Below are 26,449 nucleotides of genomic sequence, written 5' to 3' on the forward strand. Positions count from 1 at the left end.
GGGTAGGAATCCTCCTTTGATTTGGGGTTTGAAAATAGCGGATTAGTATTTGGATCTGACGTTATTGATATCGAAGGTTTGAGGCTTTGTCATGGTGTTCCGGTTACGGGAGTAGAGCATGATGGAAGGGCTGGTGGTGGAGGGGTTGTCCCCAAGCCAAACGGAGTGTCCGAGCTCATGAACGAATACGCTTTGAATAAAGTTGGACAAGTTGGTTGCGTCAGCCGTAATGGTGGTTGCGTTCAGTTCAATGCGGAAGCTTACGACCTGACTGCCAGATACAGAGGCGTAGTTGACACCATAGGCGGTGTTATTGAAGTTTCCGGCCGTAATGGTGTTGGGGGAACTGCTTGTTTTGGTAAACTGTACTTTGGCACCGGCATTGTTCCAGTTGCTGAGGGAGGCATCCATGGGAGTTTGCCACGCAGAGGTGTAGTTGTAAGTACGAATCGGAATGGTGGAGCTTGGGTAGCCGTAGGTTAGAAAAGTTGCCGCATAGATGGTACTGCCGAACATCGCGATGGCTGAAAACAACATGATGCTCATCAAAAATTTCCTTTTCATACTTAAAACCTCCAAAAAATGTATTTTTTCTCTCTTATAGTAACAAGGAATAGAGCTGTTGAAATGAGTCTTAAGTCTTTGTTTTCGTTGTGAAAACAAAGGATTTTGCTGGATTAGACCTTATTTTCGTCTGGAAAAATCGAATACTGTCCACATGTGCATGCATAATTTCCCTGCAATAACAAACAATACATTCAAATTCACGCAGAAAAGGAAGTGCCTGAGCATGTGTAACCGTTTTTCATTGGCAGCCGATTTGGATGAGGTCAGGGATCATTTTAAGATTGAACGGGTGATGTATTATTACAAAAACCGTTACAATATCAGTCCAACCCAGCACACACCGATTATTTTGCATCAGGACGGAGAGCGGGTTTTGGACGAGTTCCGATGGGGATTCATTCCGTTCTGGGGACGCGATGCAGTTAATGCCAACCTCATGACGGTGCATGAGAATCCAGCCTACTACAAGCTGGTAGAGACGAAGCGTTGTGTGATCCCATGCAATGGATTGTATTACTGGCGTCAGGAAGGTAAGAAAAGCTATGCGGTGCGTGTCGTTATGCCGGATCGCGGATTGTTTGGCATTGCGGGATTATACGAGGTTTGGAAAGATACACGGAAACAGCCACTGCGTACCTGCACGATGCTGATGGCAGGAGCGAATATGGTTACACGGGAGTTTGGCAGCAAAATGCCGGCGATTCTTTCTGAAGAAGAGATCAATACCTGGCTGGATCCGGCGAATACACGCGTGACCCAGCTGCTGCCGTTGTTGAAATCATACAACCGTACAGAGATGAATCTGTATCCGGTCACCCCGATGGTAGCCAATGATGAGCATGACTGCTATGAATGTGTGGAAGAGATGGACCAAAAGCTGGCATACGTACGCAGTTTCTAGGCTGACCAAGCAGTTTTATGAGGCGGAGAGTCGTGGGACACTCCGTCTTTTTGGGCTGAGCAATGAAATAAATGGTATTGAAATAAAATGAAAAGTTGCAATGTGAGTGAAACGTAACTATAATCATTACAGTAAGTGAACGCATATATTCATATATCTATTAAAAGAGATATTTAATCAGGAGGGAACCACGAATGAATCCAAAGTATAGCCCCATGTTTGAACAAGTTTCACTGCCAAGCGGCATTACGCTGAAAAACCGGATCGTGCTCGCTCCTATGACTCATATGTCATCGAATCCAGATGGTACTGTTTCAGACGCTGAACTTGCTTATTATGCACGTCGTACCGGCGGCGCTGGTATGTCTGTTACAGCGGTAACTCATGTCACTCCGAATGGAATTGGTTTTCCGGCGCAATTTGGTAGTTACGACGACAGCTTTATTCCTGGTCTGAAACGTCTGGCCGATACCATTAAACAGCAGGGTTCCAAAGCCGTACTGCAAATTTTCCATGCAGGTCGTCTCACGCCAGAACAAGCGGTACCCGCAGGCCAAGTCGCTGCTCCAAGTGCTGTTGCCAGTGAGCGTCCGGGATCTCCTGTACCAAGGGAGTTGTCTGATGACGAGATTACGTCCATTATTAAAGACTTTGGGGAAGCAACCCGCCGCGCCATTGAAGCTGGCTTCGACGGTGTTGAGATTCATGGTGCGAACGGTTATCTGATTCAGCAGTTCTTCTCTCCGCATTCCAACCGACGTGAAGATCGTTGGGGTGGAAGTATCGAGAAACGCCTCACATTCCCGCTGGCTGTGGTGGATGAAGTCCAGAAGGCTGTAGCTGCACATACGAAACTGCCTTTTATCATTGGATACCGTTTCTCACCAGAAGAGCCGGAAACACCGGGATTGACCATGGAAGAGACGTATGCACTGGTGGATGCGCTGAAAGATAAAAATCTGGATTACCTGCATGTATCCCTCAACGAGTTCTGGTCCAAACCAAGACGAGGAGAGGCAGATACGCGCTCCAGAATTGAATTTATCCTTGACCGTGTTGGTGGTAAAGTGCCTGTCATTGGCGTAGGTGCAATCCATACCGCAGACGAGGCAGTCGAAGCTCTTCAAACGGGTGTGCCACTGCTTGCGATTGGCCGTGAGCTGATTATCGAACCTGACTGGGTTGAGAAAATCGAAAGCGGACGTGAGGAAGATATCGAGACGATTCTCACCAAATCGGATCAGGAACGTCTGGTTATCCCCGACGGTCTGTGGAATGCAATTATTCATACTCCGGGCTGGTTCCCTATGGCTGACGATAAATAAGACACAATTTCATTCGAAATGGAGGGAGCGTATGCTCCCTCTTTTTTGCACCATTGATACCCTAATCCCTTTGCGCATCAATGAAATTCTCCTTCCGGGGGCACTGTGGTATGATGGGATGAACAGGATTCATCTTGGATAATCAACGGTTTGGAGTGAATGAAGATGCTCGTGGCTGAACGTTATGAGAAAATTGTGGAATGGGTGGATGCGCAGGGGAGCATGCGCGTAACAGAGCTTAGTGAGCGCTGCGGAGTGACGGAAGAGACGATTCGTCGTGATCTGGACAAGCTGGAGCAGGCGGGAAGGCTCAGACGTTCCCATGGCGGGGCTGTCAGCGTAAAATATAAAGAAGAGGGGCAGTCGGAAATCCCTTATCCAGAGCGGGCTGTAACTCATGCGGAAGAGAAACGCAGAATAGCGGACGAAGCGCTGAAAATGGTTGAGCCTGGTGACCGGATCGCGTTGGATGCCAGTACAACGGCGTGGTTTATGGCGGCAGGACTGCCAAACATACCACTCACCGTGTTGACCAACTCCATTAAAGTCGCAGCGGAGCTGAGTAATAAGGAACAGATCCGTGTAATCGCGACAGGTGGGCAGCTTGCTTCGAAATCCTTGTCTTTTGTAGGGCCGTTAGCTGAACGGTCGCTTGATGCTTATCATGTGGATAAAGTTTTCTTATCTTGCAAAGGTGTACATCTGACCAAGGGCATCAGTGAGTCGAATGAATTGCAGGCGCTGGTGAAGCAGAAGATGATCAGCATCGCCGATGAAGTTATTTTGCTGGCGGATTCGAGCAAGTTTGGCGTGCAGGCTTTTACAAGAGTGGCGGAACTCAGCAGTGTGGCAAAAGTAATAACTGATCTGGGCTTAGAGGAAGAGCAGGTTAGCGCACTGAGTGAACAATCCATAACATGTGTCCGTGTCTAATTCGAAAGGAATGAATATAATGAAACATCCTTTTCATCTGAAAGCTACTTGGAATGGTGGACGTAACAGTGAAGGGCATATTGATGCAGGCGGGTTAAAAACAGTTATTTCGATACCACAGGAGATGGGTGGCCCGGGCACCGGTACCAATCCGGATGAAATGCTGCTGGGTGCAGCGTCTACCTGTTATTTGATTACGCTGGCAGCAATGCTGGAGCGATCGGATATTACACCGGATGAGTTGACACTGGAGTCCGAAGCGACGGTGGATGTTACCAATAACATATTTACGTACGAACGGATCATACACAGACCTCGGATTGTGCTCAAAGTGGGTGCATCTGATGCTGATGTGACAAAGGCAGAGCGCCTGGCACATAAAGCAGAAGAGTCCTGCATGATCTCCAGAGCGGTAGCAGGTAACGTCGCTATCGAGACACAGCCGGTGATTATAACAGCAGGCGTTAACGCGGTGTGATATACTGAAGAATAGGCGGCTTGAGCCGTCATTTGTGTAAGATAAGGGGAAGTTCGGTATGAACCTACAGAAAAGCAAAAACTCACGTTTTGCGCGTTTAACACGTGCTTTGAAACTTAATTTTCTCAAATTGTTACGAGCTCCCGGCGGGGCACATAAAGTATCTACCGGATTTGCTTTGGGTTTTGGTCTGGAACTGATCGTCATTTCCACAGCATCACTGGTATATCTCGTGTTCTATCCCATTGTACGTTTGTCCGGTGGCTCGCTGCCAGCGGCTATTGTGGGCAACGTGGTCGGCAAGCTAACCTTCCTGCCCATCATCTTGATGCCGCTTGCCAAGCAAATTGGTTCCTGGATATTGCCGGCGCATAGTATGGGGCAGGGGCTTGTTCATGAGAGTGCCTTTATGGAGCTGTTCCGGGGCAACTGGTCCGCGCTAAGTGAACTTTTGCTGGGTGGTCTGGATATTCTGGCAGGCATGTCCGTCTTTGGAGTCATCTTAGGTGTGATATCTTACTTTGTCGTCAAGTTCTTCTATGTCAGAGCACTCAAACGCCGCTTTGAACGCCGGTTGGAGAAACGCAAGCAGGCAGCGATGTCGTCTCCAACTGCAGCTTCCGTGCTGATCAGGAAGACATCACAATCATAATCGGCAGTATAACCATCGATGCAGCGGTTGTCCACAGAATACAGCGGGACACAAACTGCGGAGATGCATTGAATTGCTCGGCCAAAATGACTGCGTTCACTGCAGTCGGCATGGACGCCAGGATGAGCAGCACACTGAATAACGTTCCTTCAATTTGAAGTGCGGTCAGAATCAGATACGAGAGTATTGGCGCTGCGGCAAGGCGCACTACAAGTCCAGTCCAGAATGCTTTGCGGACGTTGGTTTTCCAAGGTTCCACTGAACCACGCGGTCTTAGCATCTGTGCACCGAGAATGGCCAGCACGACAGGGGAGTAACCGGCTGCGAGCATGGAGATGCCTCCATCGAGTGCCACGGGCAAGCTCAGATTGGATGCACGCAGAATGATAGCTATTGCAGCAGCATAGATGGAAGGCATACGGAAGACGGACAGAATTGCATTTTTGATGGTGAACTGGGATCTGGCTGCGAAAAAGATTCCTATCGTATTGACGATGATCATCTGTCCGATGACATATACCGAGGCCTTATCCAATCCAAGCTGTCCAAAGGCGAGTAATACAAGCGGGAGCCCATAATTCACGCAGTTCGTAAACGTGGAGACAAGGGTGAGACCCGCTTTTTCGCTTGCGCCAAGATGGAAAATACGGCTTAACAGTTCAGCCAGTGCCCATAGGGCAATTAAATTTATTATAGAAAACCAGAACGTACCCGTTACGTCTGTCCAAGTAATCTCGGCATGCAGCAGTGTATCAAAGATCAGCGCAGGGCTTAAAATATAAAGGGAGAAAGTCGAAAGTGGCCGGGTATCCCAATGTTTGAACCGTTTTAACAAAATGCCTCCAATCACCGGAAGGGATATGGGCAGAAAAACATGATATAACGTGAGCAGAAATGAATTAAACAACTGAATTCAGTCCTTTCTGGATGAAAAACCTATTTTATCATAGCAGAAGTTGACCTTTGCCGGGAATGGATTCTGGTATGGCCTTACGCAGTGGGTGGTGTGGATGCCGCTTCTTTCGTGGTTGCGCAGGGGCGGTGGATTGCTATTTTGATATGGCAGATTTATTATAGAAGAGGTGCAACCAGATTACATACACATAGAGGAGGAAACTGTAATGAGTGAAACAAAACGCTTGCTCGTATTGGTCGGCTCTTATGCCGAAGCGGAAAATGAGGGCATTTACGCATATGAATTGAATGAGGATACAGGTAACCTCTCCAAGCTTGATGGCATCTCGGGCGTGAAAAACCCAACGTTTGTAAATGTGGATGCTGAAGGTAACAAACTGTATGCGATCGGTGAAACAGTGTCTGCTGAAGGCAATAAAATGTCTGAAGCTGTAGCTCTGAGCATTGATCCTTCTACAGGAAAATTGTCTTTGCTGAATCGTCATGACTCCATTTCGGCTCCGCCATGTCATATCCAACGTGATCCTTCCGGACGCTACTTGATCCTTTCCAGCTACCACGGTGGTCTGGTGGGTCTGCAAGCCCTGACGGATAACGGTGAAGTTGGCGTGCTTCTGGATGAGAAGAAACATGAAGGCAAAGGTGCGCATCCTGAGCGTCAGGACAAGCCGCATGTGCATTCCGCGTTCTTCAGCCCGGATGGCAAATACATGATGGTACAGGATCTGGGTGCGGATAAAATCGCAATCTACTCCATTAATGCAGACAAGAATGAACTTGTACTGCATAGTGAAACCAAAACACATCCAGGTGCAGGACCTCGTCACCTGGCATTCCATCCGAATGGTCAATTCGCTTATGTCATTAACGAAGTGGATTCTTCCATTACGACTTTCCGTTATGATGCAGCAGCGGGCACATTGACAGAGGTTTCCACCGTGTCCACACTGCCTGACGGCTATGATGGCAGTGAAAACACAACAGCTGAGATCGCTGTATCCAACGATGGACGTTTCGTATACGGTTCAAACCGTGGGCATGATAGCATCGTGGTATTTGCAGTAGACGCTGAAACAGGACATTTGACACTGGTTGAGCATGTATCTGCTGAGGGTGAACACCCACGCCACTTTGCATTGACTCCGAATGGCAAACTGCTGATTGCAGCTAACCGCGATACCAACAATATCGTTTCCTTTACAGTGGACCAGGAGAGCGGACGTCTGAAATACACAGGTCACAGCACAGGTGTATCCAAGCCGGTATGTGTGAAACCAGTTTATCTGTAAATTCTAGATTGGAATGAAAAACCGAGAAGTTTGAATAAGGTTCCGGAGCAATATGAATGATCTTTTTGACCTGGAACTTTGGAAAGACTCTGCCCTTCTTTGTGGCGGAGTCTTTTTTTGATGAGAAAAACATAGGAATTTACCTGCCATACCTCATGTGGGGTTTGAATAATAACTCTATTTAAAGATGTCGATTCATATAACAATGTAAAATGATCAATAGTATCGTGCAGGTAACTACCTGACTTCAAAGTGCGTACTTCCTGAACAGATAGTCAGGGTCTACAATGAATGAGCAGCCATAACAAACACTGCATGCATCTGAACAGAAGAAATGGTACAGGCTAAATATCTGATTATTTTTGTACAGGAACGACTCATATTTGAACAACAAAGGAGAAATAAATGATGAAATTGCAATTGGCACTCGACTTGGTAAACATCCCTGAAGGTATCGCACTTGTTAAAGAGGTTGAACAATATATTGATATCGTTGAGATTGGTACGCCAATCGTTATTAATGAAGGTTTGCACGCGGTAAAAGCGATGAAAGAAGCATTCCCTAATCTGCAAGTTCTTGCAGACCTTAAAATTATGGACGCTGGTGGTTATGAAATCATGAAAGCAGCTGAAGCTGGTGCGGATCTGATCACTGTGCTCGGGGCAACCAATGATAGTACGATCAAAGGTGCAGTAGCAGAAGCGAAGAAACAAAACAAACAAGTTCTTGTGGACATGATCAACGTGCCTAACCTTGAACAGCGTGCTCGTGAAGTTGATTCGCTTGGCGTAGATTACATCTGTGTACACACAGGTTATGACCTGCAAGCTGAAGGACAAAGCCCGTTTGAAGATCTGCAAACGATCAAACAAGCTGTAAAACATGCAAAAACAGCTGTAGCTGGTGGCATCAAGCTGGAAACATTGCCAGAAGTGATCAAAGCACAACCGGATCTGGTCATCGTGGGTGGCGGTATCACTGGACAAGCAGACAAAGCGGCAGTTGCAGCCGAAATGCAGCGTCTGGTTCAACAAGGGTAATGGGATGAGCAGCCGACAATATGCAGCTGACATCTTGCAGGAGCTGGAACGTACGCTAAGCCAGATCGACGACTCGGAGATGCAGGCCATGGCGGAACATATTCTGGCTGCTGAACAGGTTTTTGTGGCAGGCGCAGGCCGGTCCGGTCTGATGGGCAAGGCTTTTGCCATGAGATTGATGCAGATGGGGCTTCGGGTATATGTAGTGGGAGAGACGGTTACGCCGGGAATCAGTCCGAAGGACTTTCTCTTGTTATGCTCCGGCTCAGGAGAGACAGGTAGTCTGACAGCGATGGCCCAGAAGGCGAGTAAAGCAGGTGCTCCTGTGGGTCTAATCACTATTAAACCAGAGTCCACCATCGGACAGCTGTCAAATACCGTGGTTCGTCTTCAGGCCTCCGCCAAAGAGGATACGGCGACCGCCGGAGCGTCCGTGACCATTCAGCCGATGGGCTCCTTGTTTGAACAGGCGCTGCTGTTGAGCATGGATGCACTGGTGCTCACCATGATGGACATGAAGAGTATGACCGGAGCAGACATGTTTGGACGTCACGCCAACCTGGAGTAGTCCATTTGTCATAGACTTCATGAAATAGAATAGATACAAGACCGGAATTCCCTTAAAAAAGTGGGGGTTCCGGTCTTTTCTGCTATCGTTGTCTGTGGTTTGATTCGGGTCTGCTTAACATCAGGGTTGTACTGTAGTAGAATGTATACAAGCTGTATCGAACCAATGAACCCGTTATATGATACAAGGGAGCGGCAAGTTCTCCTGTTGCGGAGTATTCTTGTGATATGCGAAATGCATTTTGGCGATAGAAGATTGAATGGAAGAAAAGGGGGCTCGGAGCCATGGCAGCCGAAGTCAAAGAACGGATCAACCTGAAAGAGATCAATTGTGAGAAAGAACTGACTCTTGCTGTTATTGGCGGCAAATGGAAACTGATTATTTTATGGCATCTGGGTCTGGAAGGCACCAAACGTTTCAGTGAATTGAAGCGATTGATTCCTCATATTACCCAAAAGATGCTGACCAACCAGCTGCGTGAACTGGAGGAAGACAAGCTAATTGAGCGCAAGGTGTATGCAGAAGTACCTCCTCGTGTGGAATATACGTTGACGGATCACGGACAGAGTCTGATGCCCGTGCTGCATGCGATGTATAACTGGGGTAAAAACTATGGTGAAAACGTAATTTGGAAATCAGAATAAATTTAAGTTAAAACGAACCGCCGGGTAATGGATACTGCCATTATACGGCGGTTTTTCTTTCCCCTAATTCACTAACAGTTTAACAATAGTTTTCTTGAAACGTAGAAGGCAGAAATAGCCTGAAGAAGCGAAGCGTTCGCCTAAAAGCTTTCTGAAAGAAAGCTGCATCGGAAGCATATGCTTATCCCCAGATTTCCCCTTTAGAAAAGGGATCAAAAAATCTGGGGATAACAGCGATCGGAAGGTTATTCTGCCGGAGGAGTGACGCGAGCAAACTAAATTTTTCAACTTGGTTGTGAATCCCTTGAACCAAAAGTCTCATTTCAGGATATGTCAGGTATAAATGCTCTGAATATGATACGATGAGAGATATTGGAAATGCGAGGAGGATGACACATAACGATGGAAAAAATACGTACACGCGAGGAAGTAAGCCAGGAGACCACTTGGGATCTGCGAGATTTGTTTGGGACGGACGAAGAGTGGGAGCAGGAGCTTAGATCATTGCCTGAAGCTGCTGCCCATATTGAAACATTCAAAGGACATCTGGGCGAAAGCGCTGAGCAGCTGCTGGCCTGTCTGGATGCCCGTGAAGCACTTCAGGAACGGATTGGAAAAACAGCTTCATATGCCCGACTGAAACAGTCGGAGGACAGCACCAATCCCGTGAATATTGAGAATTCAGCCAAGGCGGGAGACATTCTATCGAATTTGTCATCGTCCTTATCTTTTGTAAATTCAGAGATCGTTGATCTTCCGGACGGAACGATTCAACGTTATATTGAAGAACTTCCCGATTTGCAACCGTATGCCCGCAGTCTGGATCGTCTGATTCAGGAAAAAGCACATCGTCTCTCCCCCGAAACGGAGAAGGTACTCGCTTCCCTTGGGGAAGTGCTGGACTCGCCATACCGGATCTATCTGCGTGGCAAACTGGCAGACATGACGTTTGACGATGCACTTGACGGCGATGACAATAATCGTCCGCTGTCCTGGTCATTCTATGAGAACAATTATGAAATGTCTTCGGATACAAAGCTGCGCCGCTCTGCTTATGCCGCGTTCAGCTCCAAGCTGAACGATTACAAAAATACGTTCGCTGAAGGTTACGCCACTGAAGTAAAGAAACAGGTCGTGATGTCCAGGTTGCGTGGATATGATGATGTTACGGATATGCTGCTCAGCCCGCAGCAGGTAAGCAAAGAGATGTACAACAATGTTCTGGATATCATCCAGCAGGAACTCGCACCTCACATGCGCAGATTGGCAGCTCTCAAGAAACGTGAGCTGGGTCTGGACAAGCTGATGTTCTGTGATCTGAAAGCACCACTGGACCCTGAATTCAGTCCTGCCATTACATATGAGGAAGCCTGCACGCTCATTCGTGAAGCTCTTGCCGTGCTGGGACCGGAATATGGCGACATTGTGGAACGTGCATTTAGTGAGCGCTGGGTGGATTACGCTGATAATGCGGGCAAATCGACTGGAGCTTTTTGTTCGTCCATATATGGCTCTCATTCCTATATCCTGATCTCATGGGCAAACAATATGCGCGGAGCATTTACACTTGCCCATGAAGTGGGACATGCCGGACATTTCATGCTTGCCGGGCATTACCAACGCCTTACGAATACACGCCCGTCCCTTTATTTCATAGAGGCGCCTTCAACAATGAACGAAATGCTGCTGGCAGATCATTTGTTGAAACGTTCTGATAATCCGAGAATGCGTCGTTGGGTCATTTTGCAATTGCTCAATACGTACTACCATAACTTTGTTACACATCTGCTTGAGGGTGAACTGCAGCGTCAGGTGTACGCACTCGCAACCAAGGATGAACCGATCACAGCGAAGACGTTAAGTCAGCTGAAAGGCAATATCCTCTCCGAGTTCTGGGGGCCTGACCTGGTGATCGACGAAGGGGCGAAACTGACCTGGATGAGACAGCCTCATTATTATATGGGATTGTATCCATATACCTATGCAGCAGGTCTGACGGCATCTACCGCTGCTGCACAGCTGATACGGGAAGAAGGGCAGCCTGCCGTTGATCGCTGGCTTGATGCTTTGAAAGCGGGAGGAAGTCTTGATCCGCAAGAACTCATGAAACTTGCAGGCGTGGACATGTCTGGACCTGAGCCAATTCGTGCTGCTGTAGCCTATGTTGGCAGCCTGGTCGATGAACTTGAACGTCTGTATTCGTAATCAGGTTCATATAGTATACGGACAAGGTTTGTAGGGTTGTCTGCGTGCACCGTCTCCTTGGCAGGGGGCGGTGCATCTTAATTTGCAGAGAGAAGGGAACGATGATGAATGACGTCATTGAGCATATCTTCATCACTGGGCTGGTTAAGTATGGATGGCTTTGGTATTTTTGATGACATGAATGATGTTCCGGGATTTGAGGGTAATCAGAGTGGTTTTTTTGCTGGTTTCAATGAGTTTGGTGCAATGAGTGCGTTTGGATCCATTTTTATCGGTGGCGTTTTTCTCATCATTGCTGGTGTCATTGTTTATGCCATTATTTCAGGGATACGCACATGGTCTTCTAACAATGCATCAGCGCTGTTAACGTTGCATTCAACTATTGTGGCAAAGCGAACAGAAGTCACAGGCGGGAGCGGGGACAGCAGTGCGTCTACGTGGTATTATGCCACGTTTGAATTTGATAATGGAGACCGTGTGGAATTAAATGTTGGCGGTAGGAATTATGGCATGTTTGTGGAAAATGACCGAGGTATGCTGACGTATCAGGGGACAAGGTTTAAGCATTTTGAAAGAGATGTACAGCCGCAGTCCGGTGTTAGCAATAACAGCTTTTATACGTAAAATAACAGAACAGCGGCTCCTCCCGAGTGGAGAGAGTCGTTTTTGATATGGACAAAAGAAACGAATTACAGGGTATTCAAACGCTTACAATGATGATATACTCGTAAAATAAAGCAAAACAGTATAAAACAAAAGTAAACAAACAAAAAAGTACAGAATAAAGTAAAGAATAAAGTACAGAGCAGCCATAAATAAAATCAAGAAATGTTTAAGGGCGAAATATAGTATGGGATGAAGGGCTGGTGAAGAGCGGTGAGTGTGCTGGCGTATGATTTGGGTGCTGGAAGCGGGAGAGCGCTGCTGGGTCATCTAAATGATCGGGGAATGGAAACGATGGAGGTCCACCGATTCAAGAATGAGCCGGTAAAAGCAGGAGAGCGGCTGCACTGGGACATATTGAGGCTGCATCATGAATTGCTGGAAGGGCTGAACCTTGTTAAACAAAAGGGAGAGCAGCCTGAAAGTTTGGGGATTGATTCCTGGGGCGTTGATTTTGGACTGCTGGGAAGTCATGGTGAATTGCTGGGCAATCCGTATCATTACCGTGATGTTCAGTTTAACGGCATGATGGATCAGGTGCGCCGGGAATTGACTTCTAAGCGAATTTTCGAACGCACAGGCATCCAGTTTCTTAGCTTTAACACATTGTACCAATTAGCAACGCTTAAGCGGAATGGCTCTCCATTGCTTAACGAAGCGGATCGTTTCCTCATGATCCCCGATCTGCTTCGTTACTTTCTCACCGGTGAAGCGGTGAATGAGTTTACCAACGCCACCACAACACAGCTGTATAATCCAACCACAGGGCATTGGGACGGTGAACTGCTTGCACATATCGGAATTTCGGAGACCCTGTTTGGCGAAGCTGTCATGCCAGGTACTCGAGTGGGACAGCTGCGCAGCAGCATTTGCAGTGATCTTGGATTATCAGCCATTCCGGTTATTGCGGTTGCGGAGCATGATACAGGTTCAGCGGTTGTAGCTGTTCCCGCGACAGATCGTTCATTTGCTTACCTGAGCTGTGGAACCTGGTCGCTTATGGGCACGGAGATAGATCACCCCGCTATCAGTTCCGAGAGTCTGGCGCTCAACTTTACAAATGAGGGCGGGGCAGGTGGCACGTTCCGATTGCTCAAGAACATCATGGGCCTGTGGATTTTACAGGAATGCATGCGTGAATGGGAGCGGAAGGGACAGGGAATCAGCTATGCGGAGTTACTGAGCAGAGCGGAACTTGCTTCTCCATTTGTGAGTCTGTTTGATCCTGATGATGATCGGTTTATGCCAGCAGGGGATATGACCTCTCGTATACAACAATATTGCCGTAATACGGGGCAGGCTGAGCCGCAAGATCAGGGGGCTATTGCCCGCTCCATTCTGGAAAGCCTCGCACTGAAGTATCGGAGGGTGCTGGAATGGACGGAACAATTGTCCAGACAGTCTTTTAATGGATTGCATATGGTTGGTGGTGGCATTCAGAATCGCCTGTTGTGTCAGTGGACTGCCAATTCCATTGGCAAACCGGTATGGGCGGGGCCAGCAGAAGGCAGTGCGATCGGGAACATGGCTGTACAGTGGATGGCAAGTGGAGCTTTTAAAGATATATGGGAAGCCCGCAAGGTCATTCGTGATTCATTTCCAGTTACCGATTATGAGCCAAAAGACAAAACGATTTGGGAAGAAGCATACGGCAGATTTCTAAGATTAATCGTATCATCGGAATCACAAGCCGGGAGCGAGGTGTAACATGCTGGCAGCAGAGCGATATGACCGGATTGTAGAGATGGTTAATGTTAAAGGCAGCATGCGTGTATCCGAGCTTAGTGAGCACTGTCGGGTAACAGAAGAGACCATTCGGCGTGATCTGGACCGGCTGGAGCAAGCAGGGCGACTGCGTCGTTCCCATGGCGGCGCGGTCAGCGTGAAGGAAGAGCAGCCAGAGATCCCCTACCGGGTAAGGGAAACAACTCATGCGGAGGAAAAGAAAAGAATTGCCCAGTCGGCTCTATCCATGATTCGTCCGGGTGAACGAATTCTACTGGATGCCAGCACGACAGCAGGGTACATGGCGGCCAATATGCCGGATATGCCGTTGACTGTATTGACCAATTCCATACAGGTAGCCACGGAACTGAGCAGCAGGGACAAGATTGAAGTCATCTCGACTGGAGGCCAATTGGCCCAACGGTCGCTGTCTTTTGTTGGACCGCTCGCCGAACGTTCTCTGGAGACATATCATGTCGATAAATTGTTCCTCTCTTGTAAAGGTGTGCATCTGGAAGGCGGCGGAATCAGTGAATCCAATGAGCTTCAGGCCCGGTTGAAGCAAAAAATGGTCGGCATATCCGACCAGGTCATTTTGCTTGCAGATCGAAGCAAGTTTGGGGTTCGTGCATTTGCCAGGGTAACCGGGTTAAATGCGGTTCATGAGGTAATTACGAATCAGCCGCTTGATGATGATTTGATAGAACGTCTGAACAGCTATGATATCAAAATCACAAGAGTTTGAAACAATACGATAGTTGTTACTTATTGCGACTTATATGCGTTAACAATACCTCAGATATAGGAGCGTGTAATCATGAAAGTCTCCTTATTCATTACCTGCCTCAGCGATGCCATATATCCCCGTGTGGGGGAGGCGATGGTGAGATTGCTCGCCGCTCATGGCGTTCGGTTGGATTTCCCGCCCGTCCAGACCTGCTGCGGTCAGCCCTCCTACAACAGCGGGTATTGGGATGAGACACGGGTAGCTGCCAAAACGATTCTGGAAGCCTTTGATGACAGTGATTTTGTCGTCTGTCCCTCGGGCTCCTGTACGTACATGATTCATCATTATCCCGAGCTGTTTGTCGATGAACCTGTATGGCTGGAGAAGGCTAAACGTTTGGAAGCCAAAGCCTACGAATTCACGCAGTTTCTCGTTCAGGTGCTTGGCATCACGGATTTGGGTGCACATTTTCCGCATAAGGTTACATATCATCCATCCTGTCATGGCAGCCGTTTGTTAGGCGTAAAGGATGAGCCTATGGCATTACTTTCGGCAGTAAAAGGTTTGGAATTTGTCCCTCTTCCTTATGGAGAGGACTGCTGCGGCTTTGGTGGTACCTTTGCGATCAAAATGCCGGATATATCTGGTGCCATGGTCACAGAAAAGGTAGATCACATTAAAGAGACGGAAGCCGAAGTATTGGTAGGACTGGATATGGCCTGTCTGATGAATATCGCAGGTAATCTGCGGTATCGGAATGAACCAGTACGTGTGATGCATTTGGCCGAACTGCTGTATGAGGGGGTGCAAACAGGATGAGTCAACCCGGTGTAATGGATGTTACCGTCAAAGAACGCGCAGAACTGGCTTTAAATGATGATTTCCTGCGGAAAGCCGTCAAGTTTACGACAGAGCGATTGCGTAATGGCAAGAAGTCCGCATCCGAAGAACATGGCAACTGGGAAGAATGGCGTGAACGTGGACGTCAGATTCGTCTGCATACGATCGCACATCTGGATTATTACCTGAATGAATTCGTCAATAATGCACGTGCCAATGGGGTTCATATTCATTTTGCAGATACTTCGGTAGAGGCAGCGGCGATTGCACTGGATATTGCGGCTCACAAGCAGGCTTCCACCGTGGTGAAATCCAAGTCGATGGTGTCCGAGGAAGTACATCTCAACCATGTATTGGAATCTGCAGGTATCGAAGCGATAGAGACCGATCTGGGTGAATACATCATTCAATTGGCGGGTGAAGCCCCGTCTCATATTGTCATTCCGGCTATTCACAAAAACCGTTACCAGATTGCGGACCTGTTATCCAAGGAAGCGGGAGAAATTCTGGAACCGGACACCACCGTACTTGCCGGATTTGTACGCAAAAAGCTGCGGGAGAAATTTCTTGAAGCCGATATTGGCATGACTGGCTGCAATTTTGCCATTGCGGAGACGGGTTCCATGGTCCTGTTTGAGAACGAAGGCAATGCCCGCATGGTATCCACCGTGCCCAAAACACAGATTACTTTAATGGGCATGGAGCGCATCATTCCATCCTGGACGGATCTGGAGGTGATGGCGACTCTTCTTCCACGCTCCGCGACAGGTCAAAAATTGACGATGTATATGTCAGGCATCACCGGCCCTCGTCGAACAGAAGATGGGGACGGGCCGGATGAAATGCACATTATTATTGTGGATAATGGTCGTTCCCTTCAGTTGGGCGATCCCGAATTTCAGGAGCTGTTGAACTGTATTCGCTGCGGGGCCTGTCTGAACGCTTGTCCGGTATATCGTCATATTGGCGGGCATGCCTACGGTGGAACGTACAGCGGACCGATCGGAGCGGTACTTACACCAGCCCTGAATGGCAACATTGATGAATGGAACGACATCGCGGGTGCTTCCAGTCTGTGCGGAGCCTGTTATGAAGCCTGTCCGGTCAAAATTCCGCTGCATGATATGCTTGTATATTTACGCAGACGCAAGGTGGAAGAGGGCCATGGCAACAAGCTTGAGAGCGCTGGCATGAAAGGTTTTGCAGCGGTTGTATCCAATTCCAAACGATTCGGAGCGGCTATACGTCTCGGACAGATTGGTCAGAAAGCGGTTGTGCGGAATAACGGAATTTCACTTAAACTTGGGCCCCTCAAGGGCTGGAACAGCTATCGGGTTGCGCCAAGCCTCGCGAAGCGTTCCTTCCGGCAGCAGTGGAACAAGCTGGATCAGGAGCTGAATCAGGAGAAGAAAGTGATGGATTCTTCCGTTCGGGACCGAATGGAACAGATTCTGCGTGAGCGCGAGGGGGGCGGTGGTCAACATGAACACTGAACAGCAGGAATGGCTGGAGCAATTGGAGACGAAGTCCCGTGCGAAACAGGAGCAGTTCATGAATGACATCGCATCCAAATTGAGAAGACCACGGCAGACACATGCTCCGACTCAACCTTTTCGGGGTGCACCCGCGTTCTGGACGGATTTGGAGTGGGACATCGATAAGCGCATACAGGCATTTACCGATAATTTTGTGAGTGTAGGTGCTCATATTGCGCGGGTAAAAGACATTGGCGAAGCTTCAGACTTTATTGCTACTAAATCTCATGAGTTGAGTGCGAAATATATCATACGTCAGAACGAACAGGCGCTAGCGGACCTTGGATTGGAAGAGCAGCTCTCTGATGTGCAGGTTTCCGTATGGAACAGTCAGGCAGAGGAGAACTGGAAGGCACGGGCAGCCGAAGCAGATATCGGTGTAGTTATGGCGGATTATGCTACAGCATATACGGGTTCCGTCACGGTGCTTTCATCGCCGGAAAAAGGGCGCTCTGTGAGTCTATTGCCCACCGTACTCATCATTATTATTCCGATTGAACGACTCTACACCAGACTTGGTGAAACACTTGATCGCTTTGATGAAGCGGGAAGAGAGAACCTTCCGGCAGGCATTCATTTTATTTCTGGTCCCAGTCGTTCTTCCGATATTGAAAATGATCTGACGATTGGGGTACACGGGCCGGGTATTGTATATGGTCTTATTATGGGGTAATTACATTTCGTAATGTACAACATCATGGATGACTGTCCAAAAGCAGCCTTTTGTCTGCGAAGGGCAGTTTTTTTTCTATGTCTGGCATGTCCATTATGAGAAGGATAATGAGCCATATCATCATATTACAGCAGATGTTATTTTTATAGATAAAAACTATAAATATTATAATTATCATATATTTAACCTATCGAGAGAATTGGCGTATAATCCATTTCAAGAGAGGGTTCATGTGAGAACCAACCAAGGAGGCGTTATGAATGAGTATATTTTCTTATCAGGTTCCATTCATGGATGGACATGTGGGCGATTTATCTGTTTTTGAGGGGAAAGTGCTGCTTATTGTGAATACAGCCAGCAAGTGCAGTTACTCTCGACAGTTCACGGAGCTTCAGCACCTGTATGAACAGCATCGTGATCAAGGGCTGGAGATTCTGGCGTTTCCCTGTGATCAGTTTAATCACAAAGAGCCGGGCAGCAATGATGAAATAGCTCAGTATTGCAGGAATCATTTTCATATCTCCTTTCCGATGTTTGAGAAGATCGAGGTTACTGGGCAATCCTTACACCCTTTGTTTCGCTTTCTGGTCGAGACTGCTCCATTTGAGGGTTATGATATGGAATCGGAAGAAGGCCGGTGGATGGATCAATTTGTCAAGGAGAAACATCCTGACTTATACCAGGGAGACGGGATCAAATGGAATTTCACCAAATTTCTAATTGATCGAACCGGGAAAGTAAGTGGTCGTTATGAGACTACAGTTGCACCGATAGAGATGGAGTCTGCGATTCGGGATTTACTACTGAGACAGGCCTAGTTTAAGTTTGAGTGAAATCTGTATCGTCTTTAAAGTTTGAGTGAACTGTTTATCTTCAAAAATTCGTTCAGAGCAAAATAGCACTATTTGAAGGGACCATAGGGGAAATTTACTCATGTCATTTCACATGGCTACCCATTGGTCCTACGACTTTGAGACTGTTGAAGATTAGGACTGGAAATGTTAGGGTAAAGGAAAGATAACGAAGGAACCCATTTTTTTTATTCTAAAATGACCAATATACTTATCTGGTCATTTGGTTCTGATGTGATTTTACGGTTATCTGGATGAAATGTGAAAATTTGCAGAAAATGAAGTCATGTCTATTGAGCAGAAGTCGAGGTTAAACGCAAAAAGAAGGTATTATTTCTGAATTGAACGGAACAGATTACTTGGAAGAGGAGTGAGTATGATGGCGCAAATTTCAGTTCCCCAACCCAAAACGTTTGGGCCTTTAGGAAACTTACCACAGATAAATACCGATGAGCCTGTACAATCGCTTGTTAAACTCGCCGAAGAGTATGGACCTATTTTTCGAATGGATTATCCTGGACGAAGTGAATTGTATATCTCAGGTCATGAACTGGTTGCCCAGGTAAGTGACGAATCCAAATTTGATAAACGTGTATGGGCACCCCTGGAGAAGGTTCGTGCATTTGCCGGAGATGGCCTGTTTACGAGTTGGACACAAGAACCGAATTGGAAAAAAGCTCATAATGTGCTGCTGCCAAGCTTCAGTCAACGCGCGATGCAGGGATATCACAACAAAATGATTGATCTCGCTGTACAGCTCGTGCAGAAGTGGTCCAGATTGAACCCGGATGAGACGGTTAACGTACCTGATGATATGACTCGCCTCACTCTGGATACGATTGGACTGTGTGGATTCAACTATCGGTTTAACAGCTTTTATCGGGAAGAACCGCATCCTTTCATTACCAGCATGGTTAGAGCACTGGACGAATCGATGAGTTCGTTGCAGCGTTTGCGTCTGCAAGACAAGCTGATGATCACCAAAAAGAAACAGTTTGAGCAGGATATTCGTTCGATGTTCTCTCTGGTGGATCACATTATTGCGGAGCGCAAGCAGCAGCCACAGGAAGGTGCAGACGATCTGTTGTCCCATATGCTTAGTGGCAAGGACCCAGAAACCGGTGAAACGCTGGACGATGAAAATATTCGATACCAGATCATCACTTTCCTGATTGCTGGACATGAGACGACGAGTGGCTTGTTATCCTTTGCCATCTATTATTTGATGAAAAATCCGGATACACTCGCCAAGGCTCAAGCTGAAGCAGATCAGATTCTGAAAGATCCGGTTCCAACATACAACCAGGTCCGCAATCTGAAATATATTCGTATGGTTTTGAACGAAGCATTGCGGTTGTGGCCTACGGCTCCAGCATTCTCTTTATACGCGAAAAAAGACCTTGTTCTGGACGGGAAATACCCTTTGCAAAAAGGAGACAGTGTCAGTGTACTTATTCCCAAGCTGCACCGGGACCGCGATGCGTGGGGGGACGATGTGGAAGCATTCCGTCCGGAACGGTTCGAAGATCCAAGCAAGGTGCCACATGACGCCTATAAACCGTTTGGTAATGGTCAGCGGGCCTGCATTGGACAGCAGTTCGCCCTTCAGGAAGCAACACTTGTGCTGGGCATGGTCTTGAAGCATTTTGAACTCATCGATCATGCGGACTATCAGTTAAAAGTGAAAGAAACGTTGACGCTCAAACCCGATAACTTCACGATCCGTGTTCGTGCACGTGGGGGTCAGCCGGTCATGGCTGTTCCGGGTGTTGCTGTGGAGGAGCCGACTCCAGTGGCCAAACGACAAGAGCCGGATACGGCAAATGCCCATCATACCCCAATGCTCGTCCTGTATGGCTCCAATCTCGGGACCGCGGAAGGCATTGCGCGTGAAATCGCAGATACCGCAAGATACCAAGGTTTCCGCAGCGAGGTTGCTACTCTGGATGATCGTGTTGGCAAACTGCCCAAGGAAGGCGTCGTCATCATTGTGAGTGCATCCTACAATGGTCAGCCACCAAGCAATGCCAAAGACTTCGTCGAGTGGATTGAACATGCGGATGCAGGGGAATTCCAAGGGGTTCGATTCTCTGTTCTCGGATGTGGGGATCACAACTGGGCCAGCACGTACCAGCGTATTCCGCGTTTGATTGATGAGCAGTTATCTTCCAAAGGAGCAGAACGGTTATCTCCCATCGGAGAAAGTGATGCCAGCGGGGACTTTGAGAAACAGGTTGGAGACTGGACCGAGCAACTATGGCCGGATCTGGCACGAACACTGGGCCTCAAGTTGAACACAAGCTCAGGCAGCGAGCGCAGTTCCTTGTCCGTACAGTTTGTCAGTGGACTGGCAGTAACGCCGCTCGCGGATACGTATGATGCACACGTTGCTGAAGTGCTTGAGAATCGGGAGCTTCACGATGCAGGCAGTGAACGAAGCACACGTCATCTGGAGATTAAGCTGCCTGAAGGTGCAACGTATAAGGAAGGCGATCACCTGGGCATTTTACCGCAAAACCCGCCTGAGCTTGTTGAACGAGTACTGAAACGATATGGATTCACAGGCACGGAACATCTGGTTCTGGATGCATCCGGTCGCAGCGCAGCTCATCTGCCATTGCACCAACCGGTTAATCTGGTCGATCTGCTCAGTCACAGTGTGGAGCTTCAGGAAGCGGCAACTCGGGCCCAACTGAGGGAACTCGCGGCGTACACGGTATGTCCACCCCATAAGAAGGAGCTCGAAGTGCTACTTGATGAGTCCGTATACATGGAAGAAGTACGTAAGAAACGTATATCCATGCTGGATTATTTGGTGAAATACGAAGCATGTGAGCTGCCTTTCGAGCGGTTTTTGGAACTGCTGCCTTCCCTGAAAGCCCGATATTATTCAATTTCCAGCTCACCGCGAGTGCAGCCTGAGCAGGCCAGCATAACCGTCAGCGTAGTGCGTGCTCCAGCGTGGAGTGGTCAGGGAGAATATAAAGGCATAGCGTCCAACTATCTGGCGAACCTGAAGCCTGGTGAAGAGGTAGTCATGTTCATACGCACGCCTGAGTCCGGGTTCGAACTGCCAGAAAGTGCAGAGGCTCCAGTTATTATGGTTGGGCCGGGGACGGGCGTAGCCCCATTCCGTGGTTTCCTGCAGGCAAGACGTGTACTGAAGGAACAGGGTCAGCAGGTTGGCGAGGCCCATCTGTATTTTGGATGTCGCAATCCTGAACATGATTATTTATATAAAAATGAACTCGAAACAGCCGAACAGGAGGGTCTTGTCCAGCTTCATACCGCTTTCTCCCGTGTGGACGGGGAAGAGAAATGTTACGTACAGCATCTAATGAGAGATGATGCGCACAAATTGATTCCTCTGCTGGAACAGGGTGGACATCTGTATGTTTGCGGCGATGGCAGCAAGATGGCACCTGATGTTGAAGCAACACTTAAGAAAGCGTACGCTGATGTCAGCGGCAACTCTGCGGAGCAAGCTGATGCGTGGTTAGAACGTTTGCAGCAGGAAGGCCGTTATGCCAAAGATGTGTGGACAGGTATCTAAGTGATACGTTCCTGATTTCAATAATTGACAGGCATCTGCGCGGTGAGACACAGAAGGGTTCTGTGCTCACCGCTTTTTGCTATGGCACAATATCCGAGCAGACTAATGCACCTTTGAGTTATACTAGGGAAGAGAAATATGCATATCATGACATGGGATAGATCCAAGGTATGGATGGTTTCTCTTATCGGGCGATTACAGGCACAGACAGATATGAATTCAGCGTTCTCTGGTCTCGTTATTTCTTCTTTTTATTCGTTGGGCGATAGATTGATTCGACCTGAGTGAGCGGAAAGAGAATACGTGAGGAAAATTTACCTTTTCCCTGCAGCTCAATGTAATCCAGTCCAACACCAACAAGTCGGATATTGTTAAATGCATTCCGGGATGGAAATACCGTGCGGATGCCTACCCGTATGCCTCGCCGTGCTCGGGGTACATCAAATACACGTATGGAAAACAAGCTGAGTGGAATAAATAACTGCCGATTGACTTTGATGAAATTGCGCGGATAGACTTTGCTAATTATTCCAGGTTCCAGACCGGACAATGGAGCATTCAATTCTGCCAGATGTCCCTGGAACTCGGCCAGACGCTGCTGAAGTGTTTTTCCTGTATGAAGCTGGTGCCAATTCATAAGCAATCCTCCGTTCGCCATTTATACCTACTATATGAATGGACGAGGGCAAGAGGTGAGCGAAATGGTGCCCATGTTACTCATGATAAGGTACAACTTAAGATATAGGGAGTGATTCAAATGAACGTGGAAATGTATAAAGACCTCATTCGCGATGAACGTGGCAACTATTATATCGCGGTGCAGATGGAGGGTAATGAGCTTACGCTCGTTAACGCATTTGTTGAAGCCTCGTTTACACCGGAACTGATCTATAATGAAGAATTTCGGAATAAACATAAAGAGATGGAAGGCGGCTTTGTAGGCAAAATCGCAATGGACCTTCTCCGGCATGATGTGGTCATGGGTATGAAACAAATGGACAGAAAGCTGCTGGAGTTGTCAGAAGTTGAACAGAAGTACACGGTGAACTATATCGATACGATTGAGTTCTATCGCCACCCTGCATGGGAGCGAAAAGCCTAAGAAAAGGTTGGCTTTCTCGTATAAATAAAGGGAGTCTTCAAAATTAACTTCTCTTCATCCGTCGTGGACAGCCCATAGATATTAAATTGTAAAAGCGCAAGTGCAGGGGATTTCCTCCTGCTACTTGCGCTTTTGGTGTTGCAACTCTATATCGGCAAATGGGCCTGATTAATGCTCCTGTAGAAAAATACTTTTTTAACTCACTAGCAATAAGAAGGATAGATGATGCCGATATCTCGCTCTGTTTTCAAGCTTCCCTCAGCATACCGCTGGAGTTCATTTCCTTTGATTCGAATCGGAATGGAATTTCCTCGATAGATCAATTCACCCTCAATCGTGCGCACGCTCATACCGATGACACCTTCCAAATGTCCACTACGATCCGTAATGAATCGAATTCCTGCTGGCCCTCCCATAAGAGCCTTACCATCCTGGTATACCGTTACCCGTTCTGGTGTGTTCACCAATTCAAAATGCAGCCCATTCATCGTGCGGCTATACGCCGTATGACCAGCGACTTCTTCGCCATGATCCATGTCGATGGGAAGAAGACCGGTAAACCACAGTTGGTCCGATCCAACCGGCATGATACCGCATAACCGCTCCACATAATCCAGCAGGCATAGGATGGAGGGGGAATATGTTTCGGTAAAACCCTCCTCCCCGGTCCAGGGGCTTACAGCCTGCGCAAAGCGCTTTGCTTTGGAAAGGGACGACAAGATGGGTTGCAGTACCCAGGTCAATTCCACATAACGATGGTGATATTCAAATGCATGCGGTGCACGGATCAGACTCAGAAAGTTGGATGCTCCACCCCAGCTGTTATAAGAGGAGAACGGGTCGAACCGAGGATCATCCATCGACATGGAGGTGAACGGGTATTTGGCAAAAAACTTGCTGGTGTTCAGCAAATACCGGCGCAGCATGTGATCAAACATTTCACGATCGCCCACCTCGCAGGCCATCACGCGCAGCAGCACATCGGACTGTACCCTGACCCATTCGTCATTGCGATCCCGGTCATAGAAGAACATATCCTCTTCATCATAACAGTAGCGGAAGAGACTTTCGAGACTGGTTTCAGCTTTTGCTTTCCAATCACCACCAGACTCTCCAAGCTCCTCGGCCATACGGGACAAATACATACGCTGGCAATACATATTGGCGGTTAAGTCTGGTGCCAAAAAAGGCAGAACCGGAGAGTCCGGATGGTAAGATGCGGCATCATTCATATAAGGCGTATCCGGAACATGCCAGAAGCGTGGGGACAGATCATGCCCGGTATCAAAGGTGCTAAAAGCCTCCACACAGCCGGTCCCTCGGGTATTGCGATAAGTTGCAATCCATTCGTCATAGTGTACCATGGCTTTGTACATGGTCTTCAGGAAGGAAAGGTTCTTGCCATGAAGCTGGTAGTGGTTCCATACGCTTCGTGCCAAGGGTGTAACGAGCTGAATCTGGCGAAAGGATGGACCGTTCTCCGTTAGCTTATAAGGCAGTAACCCATCTTCTCTTTGGTGTCGGGCAAAAGCCAGGTAGGTCGTTTCCGATACGGAAGGAATTAGACGTGACAGCAGTTCCGCATTAATGGTGCCCGTACTCTCCAGCCAGCAACCCAGATAGATGCCACCTTCCTGAAGAATGGGCTCACTGCCGTTCAGGGGCACAATGCAAGTGAGCAGCTTCTCCAATGCGGAATAATAAGTCGCTTCCAGTCGTCCGCCGGATGCCGCGAATCGAACACCCGACGCCTGCCATTCCTGTATTAACTTTTGATCTTCCGGTTTAGCGGGCTGCACATGATCGTGGATCGAGATCTGACGCAGCTTGTTCAGCAGGGCTTCTGTCATGTCGACCTCCTTGTAACGGTTTTTTATTGATTGGATTCAAAAATTCGTACAGTGCCATTATAGAAGTCCGTCACAGCTTGCTCCACACTTTTTCGGCCAAAGCCGATTTCCTGGTTGGTTGTCTGGGCCAGCTTGGAGAATTCAGCGAAACCCGGAGGATTATAGCTCACATCAAAAGGCTCCGTTTTTGTAGCTTCAGATACAAAGCTGGTGTAATTATATACGATCTCTTCCACAGGTCCCGCTTCTTGCTGAAGCAGATTGCGGTTGGCTTCCGTAACGGGCACGCCGCGGTCGTTGCCGAGAATTTTGGCTGCGTCCGGATCATTTATCCAGAAATCCATCAGGATCGCGACTTCTTTTGCATGTTTGGTATTTGCATAACCGGACAACCCCTGACTGGATTCAAATACAACCCCAGTTCCTTTTGGCCCCCGTGGTACAGGCAAAAGAATTAACTTATCTTCCGTGAGGCTCTGGAAAGCAGCCAGTTGATTCGAAGGAAGCAGGCTCATCGCCGCCTTGCCCGTAATAAGCAAGGATTTACTCGTATCATCCGGTGGATTGGAAACCTGCAATTCAGGCGTGACCACACCTCCGGATTTGGAAGTCTGCTCCCAGTAAATGAACCATTCCAAAATGTCTTCTTTTGCAAATCCGAGCGTGCCGTTTTTCATATCATATAGCTGTTTGCCGCGTTGCTTCAAAAAGATGTCCATACCGTCAACCGTGAAATTATAGGTTCCATAAAAGCCCTTGCCGAGCTTGTCGGACAGCTCTTTGCTGATTGCAGCATAATCTTCCCAAGTCCAATCCGAAGCTGGCAAAGGGATTCCCGCTTGATCGAACAGCGCCTGATTGACGACAATGCCCCGTGCATTTGCACCCGCGGAAATATGCTGCAACTTTCCATCAAGACGCCCATACTCAACCATGGTGGCATCCATGCCATCCAGATTCAGTTCACTACCGACATAAGGGTCCAGGTTCAAAAGCACATCCTTCTTGGCATAGTCAACCACATTACCTCCAAGGAAGAAAATATCCGGTGCTGTGCCTGATGCCAACTGGGTATTCAACTTGTCGAAATATCCGGAGGAAGGCGCAAATTCACCTACAATTTTAATATTCGGATGTTTCTCCTGAAAAACCTTCAGGGCTTCATTCGTAATATCTGCCCGTTTTTGATCACCCCACCACATCATGCGCAGTTCGACTTGCCCGTCTTTCGTGGTTTCCGTTCCTTTCTGCTCATCAGCGCCGGTATGATCCGTTCCAGAGCAGGCAGTTACCAATAACAGGAGTGAAGCTATAACCGTGATCTTTAATCGTTTTAACATGAGAAATCCCCCTGACAATGGATAATGAAAAACATAATATCTGTTGTACACGTATTGCGTCTGGACAGGTAT

The 26,449-nt window shown here is 47.9% G+C and carries 24 protein-coding genes; 19 read left to right on the plus strand and 5 right to left on the minus strand.

The window, feature by feature from the left end; all coding sequences use genetic code 11:
* Nucleotides 1-42: 42 nt before the first annotated feature.
* On the minus strand, nt 43-564 hold the full coding sequence (locus MHB49_RS13560) for a hypothetical protein (RefSeq protein WP_405156457.1): 522 nt from the start codon (nt 562-564) through the stop codon (nt 43-45).
* 226 nt (nt 565-790) lie between these two features.
* Here MHB49_RS13560 and MHB49_RS13565 point away from each other — a divergent pair, with 226 nt between their 5' ends.
* The 5 genes from MHB49_RS13565 (at nt 791) to MHB49_RS13585 (ending at nt 4,856) form a co-directional block, all read left to right on the plus strand.
* On the plus strand, nt 791-1,468 hold the full coding sequence (locus tag MHB49_RS13565) for an SOS response-associated peptidase (RefSeq protein ID WP_247902363.1): 678 nt from the start codon (nt 791-793) through the stop codon (nt 1,466-1,468).
* Between the two features lie 194 nt (nt 1,469-1,662).
* Nucleotides 1,663-2,793 (plus strand): NADH-dependent flavin oxidoreductase, encoded by a 1,131-nt coding sequence (locus tag MHB49_RS13570; RefSeq protein WP_405156458.1) that lies wholly within the window; start codon nt 1,663-1,665, stop codon nt 2,791-2,793.
* Nucleotides 2,794-2,958: 165 nt separating this feature from the next.
* Nucleotides 2,959-3,726 carry a DeoR/GlpR family DNA-binding transcription regulator gene (locus tag MHB49_RS13575; protein ID WP_405157126.1) on the plus strand — a complete coding sequence of 256 codons (768 nt, stop codon included), beginning with the start codon at nt 2,959-2,961 and terminating at the stop codon, nt 3,724-3,726.
* 19 nt (nt 3,727-3,745) lie between these two features.
* Nucleotides 3,746-4,204, plus strand: a complete 459-nt coding sequence (locus MHB49_RS13580) for an OsmC family protein (protein WP_405156459.1) — start codon at nt 3,746-3,748, stop codon at nt 4,202-4,204.
* Nucleotides 4,205-4,262: 58 nt separating this feature from the next.
* On the plus strand, nt 4,263-4,856 hold the full coding sequence (locus tag MHB49_RS13585) for a DUF2062 domain-containing protein (RefSeq protein WP_405156460.1): 594 nt from the start codon (nt 4,263-4,265) through the stop codon (nt 4,854-4,856).
* Here the strand turns inward: MHB49_RS13585 and MHB49_RS13590 are convergent.
* On the minus strand, nt 4,834-5,763 hold the full coding sequence (locus tag MHB49_RS13590; protein ID WP_405156461.1) for an AEC family transporter: 930 nt from the start codon (nt 5,761-5,763) through the stop codon (nt 4,834-4,836). The two genes, MHB49_RS13585 and MHB49_RS13590, sit on opposite strands and share 23 nt — an antisense overlap.
* A 214-nt stretch (nt 5,764-5,977) precedes the next feature.
* Between MHB49_RS13590 and MHB49_RS13595 the strand changes: the two genes are divergently transcribed.
* The 13 genes from MHB49_RS13595 to MHB49_RS13655 all read left to right on the plus strand — a co-directional run bounded on the left by MHB49_RS13595 (nt 5,978) and on the right by MHB49_RS13655 (nt 22,085).
* Nucleotides 5,978-7,060 carry a lactonase family protein gene (locus MHB49_RS13595; protein ID WP_405156462.1) on the plus strand — a complete coding sequence of 361 codons (1,083 nt, stop codon included), beginning with the start codon at nt 5,978-5,980 and terminating at the stop codon, nt 7,058-7,060.
* A gap of 408 nt (nt 7,061-7,468) precedes the next feature.
* Entirely contained in the window at nt 7,469-8,101 is a 633-nt protein-coding gene (hxlA, locus tag MHB49_RS13600) for a 3-hexulose-6-phosphate synthase (RefSeq protein ID WP_405157127.1), read from the plus strand.
* A 4-nt stretch (nt 8,102-8,105) separates the two neighbouring features.
* The gene (gene hxlB, locus MHB49_RS13605; RefSeq protein WP_405156463.1) at nt 8,106-8,669 is read left to right on the plus strand and encodes a 6-phospho-3-hexuloisomerase; all 564 of its coding nucleotides are present in this window, start codon (nt 8,106-8,108) and stop codon (nt 8,667-8,669) included.
* Nucleotides 8,670-8,953: 284 nt separating this feature from the next.
* Nucleotides 8,954-9,313, plus strand: a complete 360-nt coding sequence (locus tag MHB49_RS13610; RefSeq protein WP_076289676.1) for a helix-turn-helix domain-containing protein — start codon at nt 8,954-8,956, stop codon at nt 9,311-9,313.
* Nucleotides 9,314-9,715: 402 nt separating this feature from the next.
* On the plus strand, nt 9,716-11,518 hold the full coding sequence (pepF, locus tag MHB49_RS13615) for an oligoendopeptidase F (RefSeq protein ID WP_405156464.1): 1,803 nt from the start codon (nt 9,716-9,718) through the stop codon (nt 11,516-11,518).
* Nucleotides 11,519-11,626: 108 nt separating this feature from the next.
* The gene (locus MHB49_RS13620; protein WP_405156465.1) at nt 11,627-12,142 is read left to right on the plus strand and encodes a DUF2500 domain-containing protein; all 516 of its coding nucleotides are present in this window, start codon (nt 11,627-11,629) and stop codon (nt 12,140-12,142) included.
* A gap of 252 nt (nt 12,143-12,394) precedes the next feature.
* Nucleotides 12,395-13,888, plus strand: coding sequence for a rhamnulokinase family protein (locus MHB49_RS13625; RefSeq protein ID WP_405156466.1), 1,494 nt, complete (start codon nt 12,395-12,397; stop codon nt 13,886-13,888).
* A gap of 1 nt (nt 13,889) precedes the next feature.
* Nucleotides 13,890-14,651, plus strand: a complete 762-nt coding sequence (locus tag MHB49_RS13630; RefSeq protein WP_405156467.1) for a DeoR/GlpR family DNA-binding transcription regulator — start codon at nt 13,890-13,892, stop codon at nt 14,649-14,651.
* A gap of 72 nt (nt 14,652-14,723) precedes the next feature.
* Nucleotides 14,724-15,452 carry a (Fe-S)-binding protein gene (locus MHB49_RS13635; protein ID WP_063563333.1) on the plus strand — a complete coding sequence of 243 codons (729 nt, stop codon included), beginning with the start codon at nt 14,724-14,726 and terminating at the stop codon, nt 15,450-15,452.
* Complete coding sequence (locus MHB49_RS13640; RefSeq protein WP_405156468.1) at nt 15,449-16,966, plus strand: LutB/LldF family L-lactate oxidation iron-sulfur protein; 1,518 nt, start codon at nt 15,449-15,451, stop codon at nt 16,964-16,966. Before MHB49_RS13635 ends, MHB49_RS13640 begins: the two co-directional genes overlap by 4 nt.
* Nucleotides 16,956-17,681, plus strand: a complete 726-nt coding sequence (locus MHB49_RS13645) for a lactate utilization protein C (protein ID WP_405156469.1) — start codon at nt 16,956-16,958, stop codon at nt 17,679-17,681. The genes MHB49_RS13640 and MHB49_RS13645 overlap by 11 nt, the downstream gene beginning before the upstream one ends.
* 260 nt (nt 17,682-17,941) lie before the next feature.
* On the plus strand, nt 17,942-18,499 hold the full coding sequence (locus MHB49_RS13650; protein ID WP_405156470.1) for a glutathione peroxidase: 558 nt from the start codon (nt 17,942-17,944) through the stop codon (nt 18,497-18,499).
* Nucleotides 18,500-18,911: 412 nt separating this feature from the next.
* Nucleotides 18,912-22,085, plus strand: coding sequence for a bifunctional cytochrome P450/NADPH--P450 reductase (locus tag MHB49_RS13655; RefSeq protein ID WP_405157128.1), 3,174 nt, complete (start codon nt 18,912-18,914; stop codon nt 22,083-22,085).
* 238 nt (nt 22,086-22,323) lie between these two features.
* Here MHB49_RS13655 and MHB49_RS13660 read toward each other — a convergent pair whose 3' ends face one another.
* Nucleotides 22,324-22,722 carry a hypothetical protein gene (locus MHB49_RS13660; protein ID WP_110000007.1) on the minus strand — a complete coding sequence of 133 codons (399 nt, stop codon included), beginning with the start codon at nt 22,720-22,722 and terminating at the stop codon, nt 22,324-22,326.
* Nucleotides 22,723-22,842: 120 nt separating this feature from the next.
* On the opposite strand from MHB49_RS13660, the gene MHB49_RS13665 reads away from it, so the two are divergent.
* The gene (locus MHB49_RS13665) at nt 22,843-23,187 is read left to right on the plus strand and encodes a hypothetical protein (protein WP_405156471.1); all 345 of its coding nucleotides are present in this window, start codon (nt 22,843-22,845) and stop codon (nt 23,185-23,187) included.
* 203 nt (nt 23,188-23,390) lie between these two features.
* Here the strand turns inward: MHB49_RS13665 and MHB49_RS13670 are convergent, their stop codons facing one another.
* Nucleotides 23,391-25,037, minus strand: coding sequence for an MGH1-like glycoside hydrolase domain-containing protein (locus MHB49_RS13670; RefSeq protein ID WP_405156472.1), 1,647 nt, complete (start codon nt 25,035-25,037; stop codon nt 23,391-23,393).
* A gap of 23 nt (nt 25,038-25,060) precedes the next feature.
* Nucleotides 25,061-26,377: an ABC transporter substrate-binding protein gene (locus MHB49_RS13675; protein WP_405156473.1), complete on the minus strand. Its 1,317-nt coding sequence runs from the start codon at nt 26,375-26,377 to the stop codon at nt 25,061-25,063.
* Nucleotides 26,378-26,449 lie beyond the last annotated feature (72 nt).

The organism is Paenibacillus sp. FSL K6-0108, from assembly GCF_045040695.1.
Taxonomy (GTDB): Bacteria; Bacillota; Bacilli; order Paenibacillales; family Paenibacillaceae; genus Paenibacillus; species Paenibacillus pabuli_B.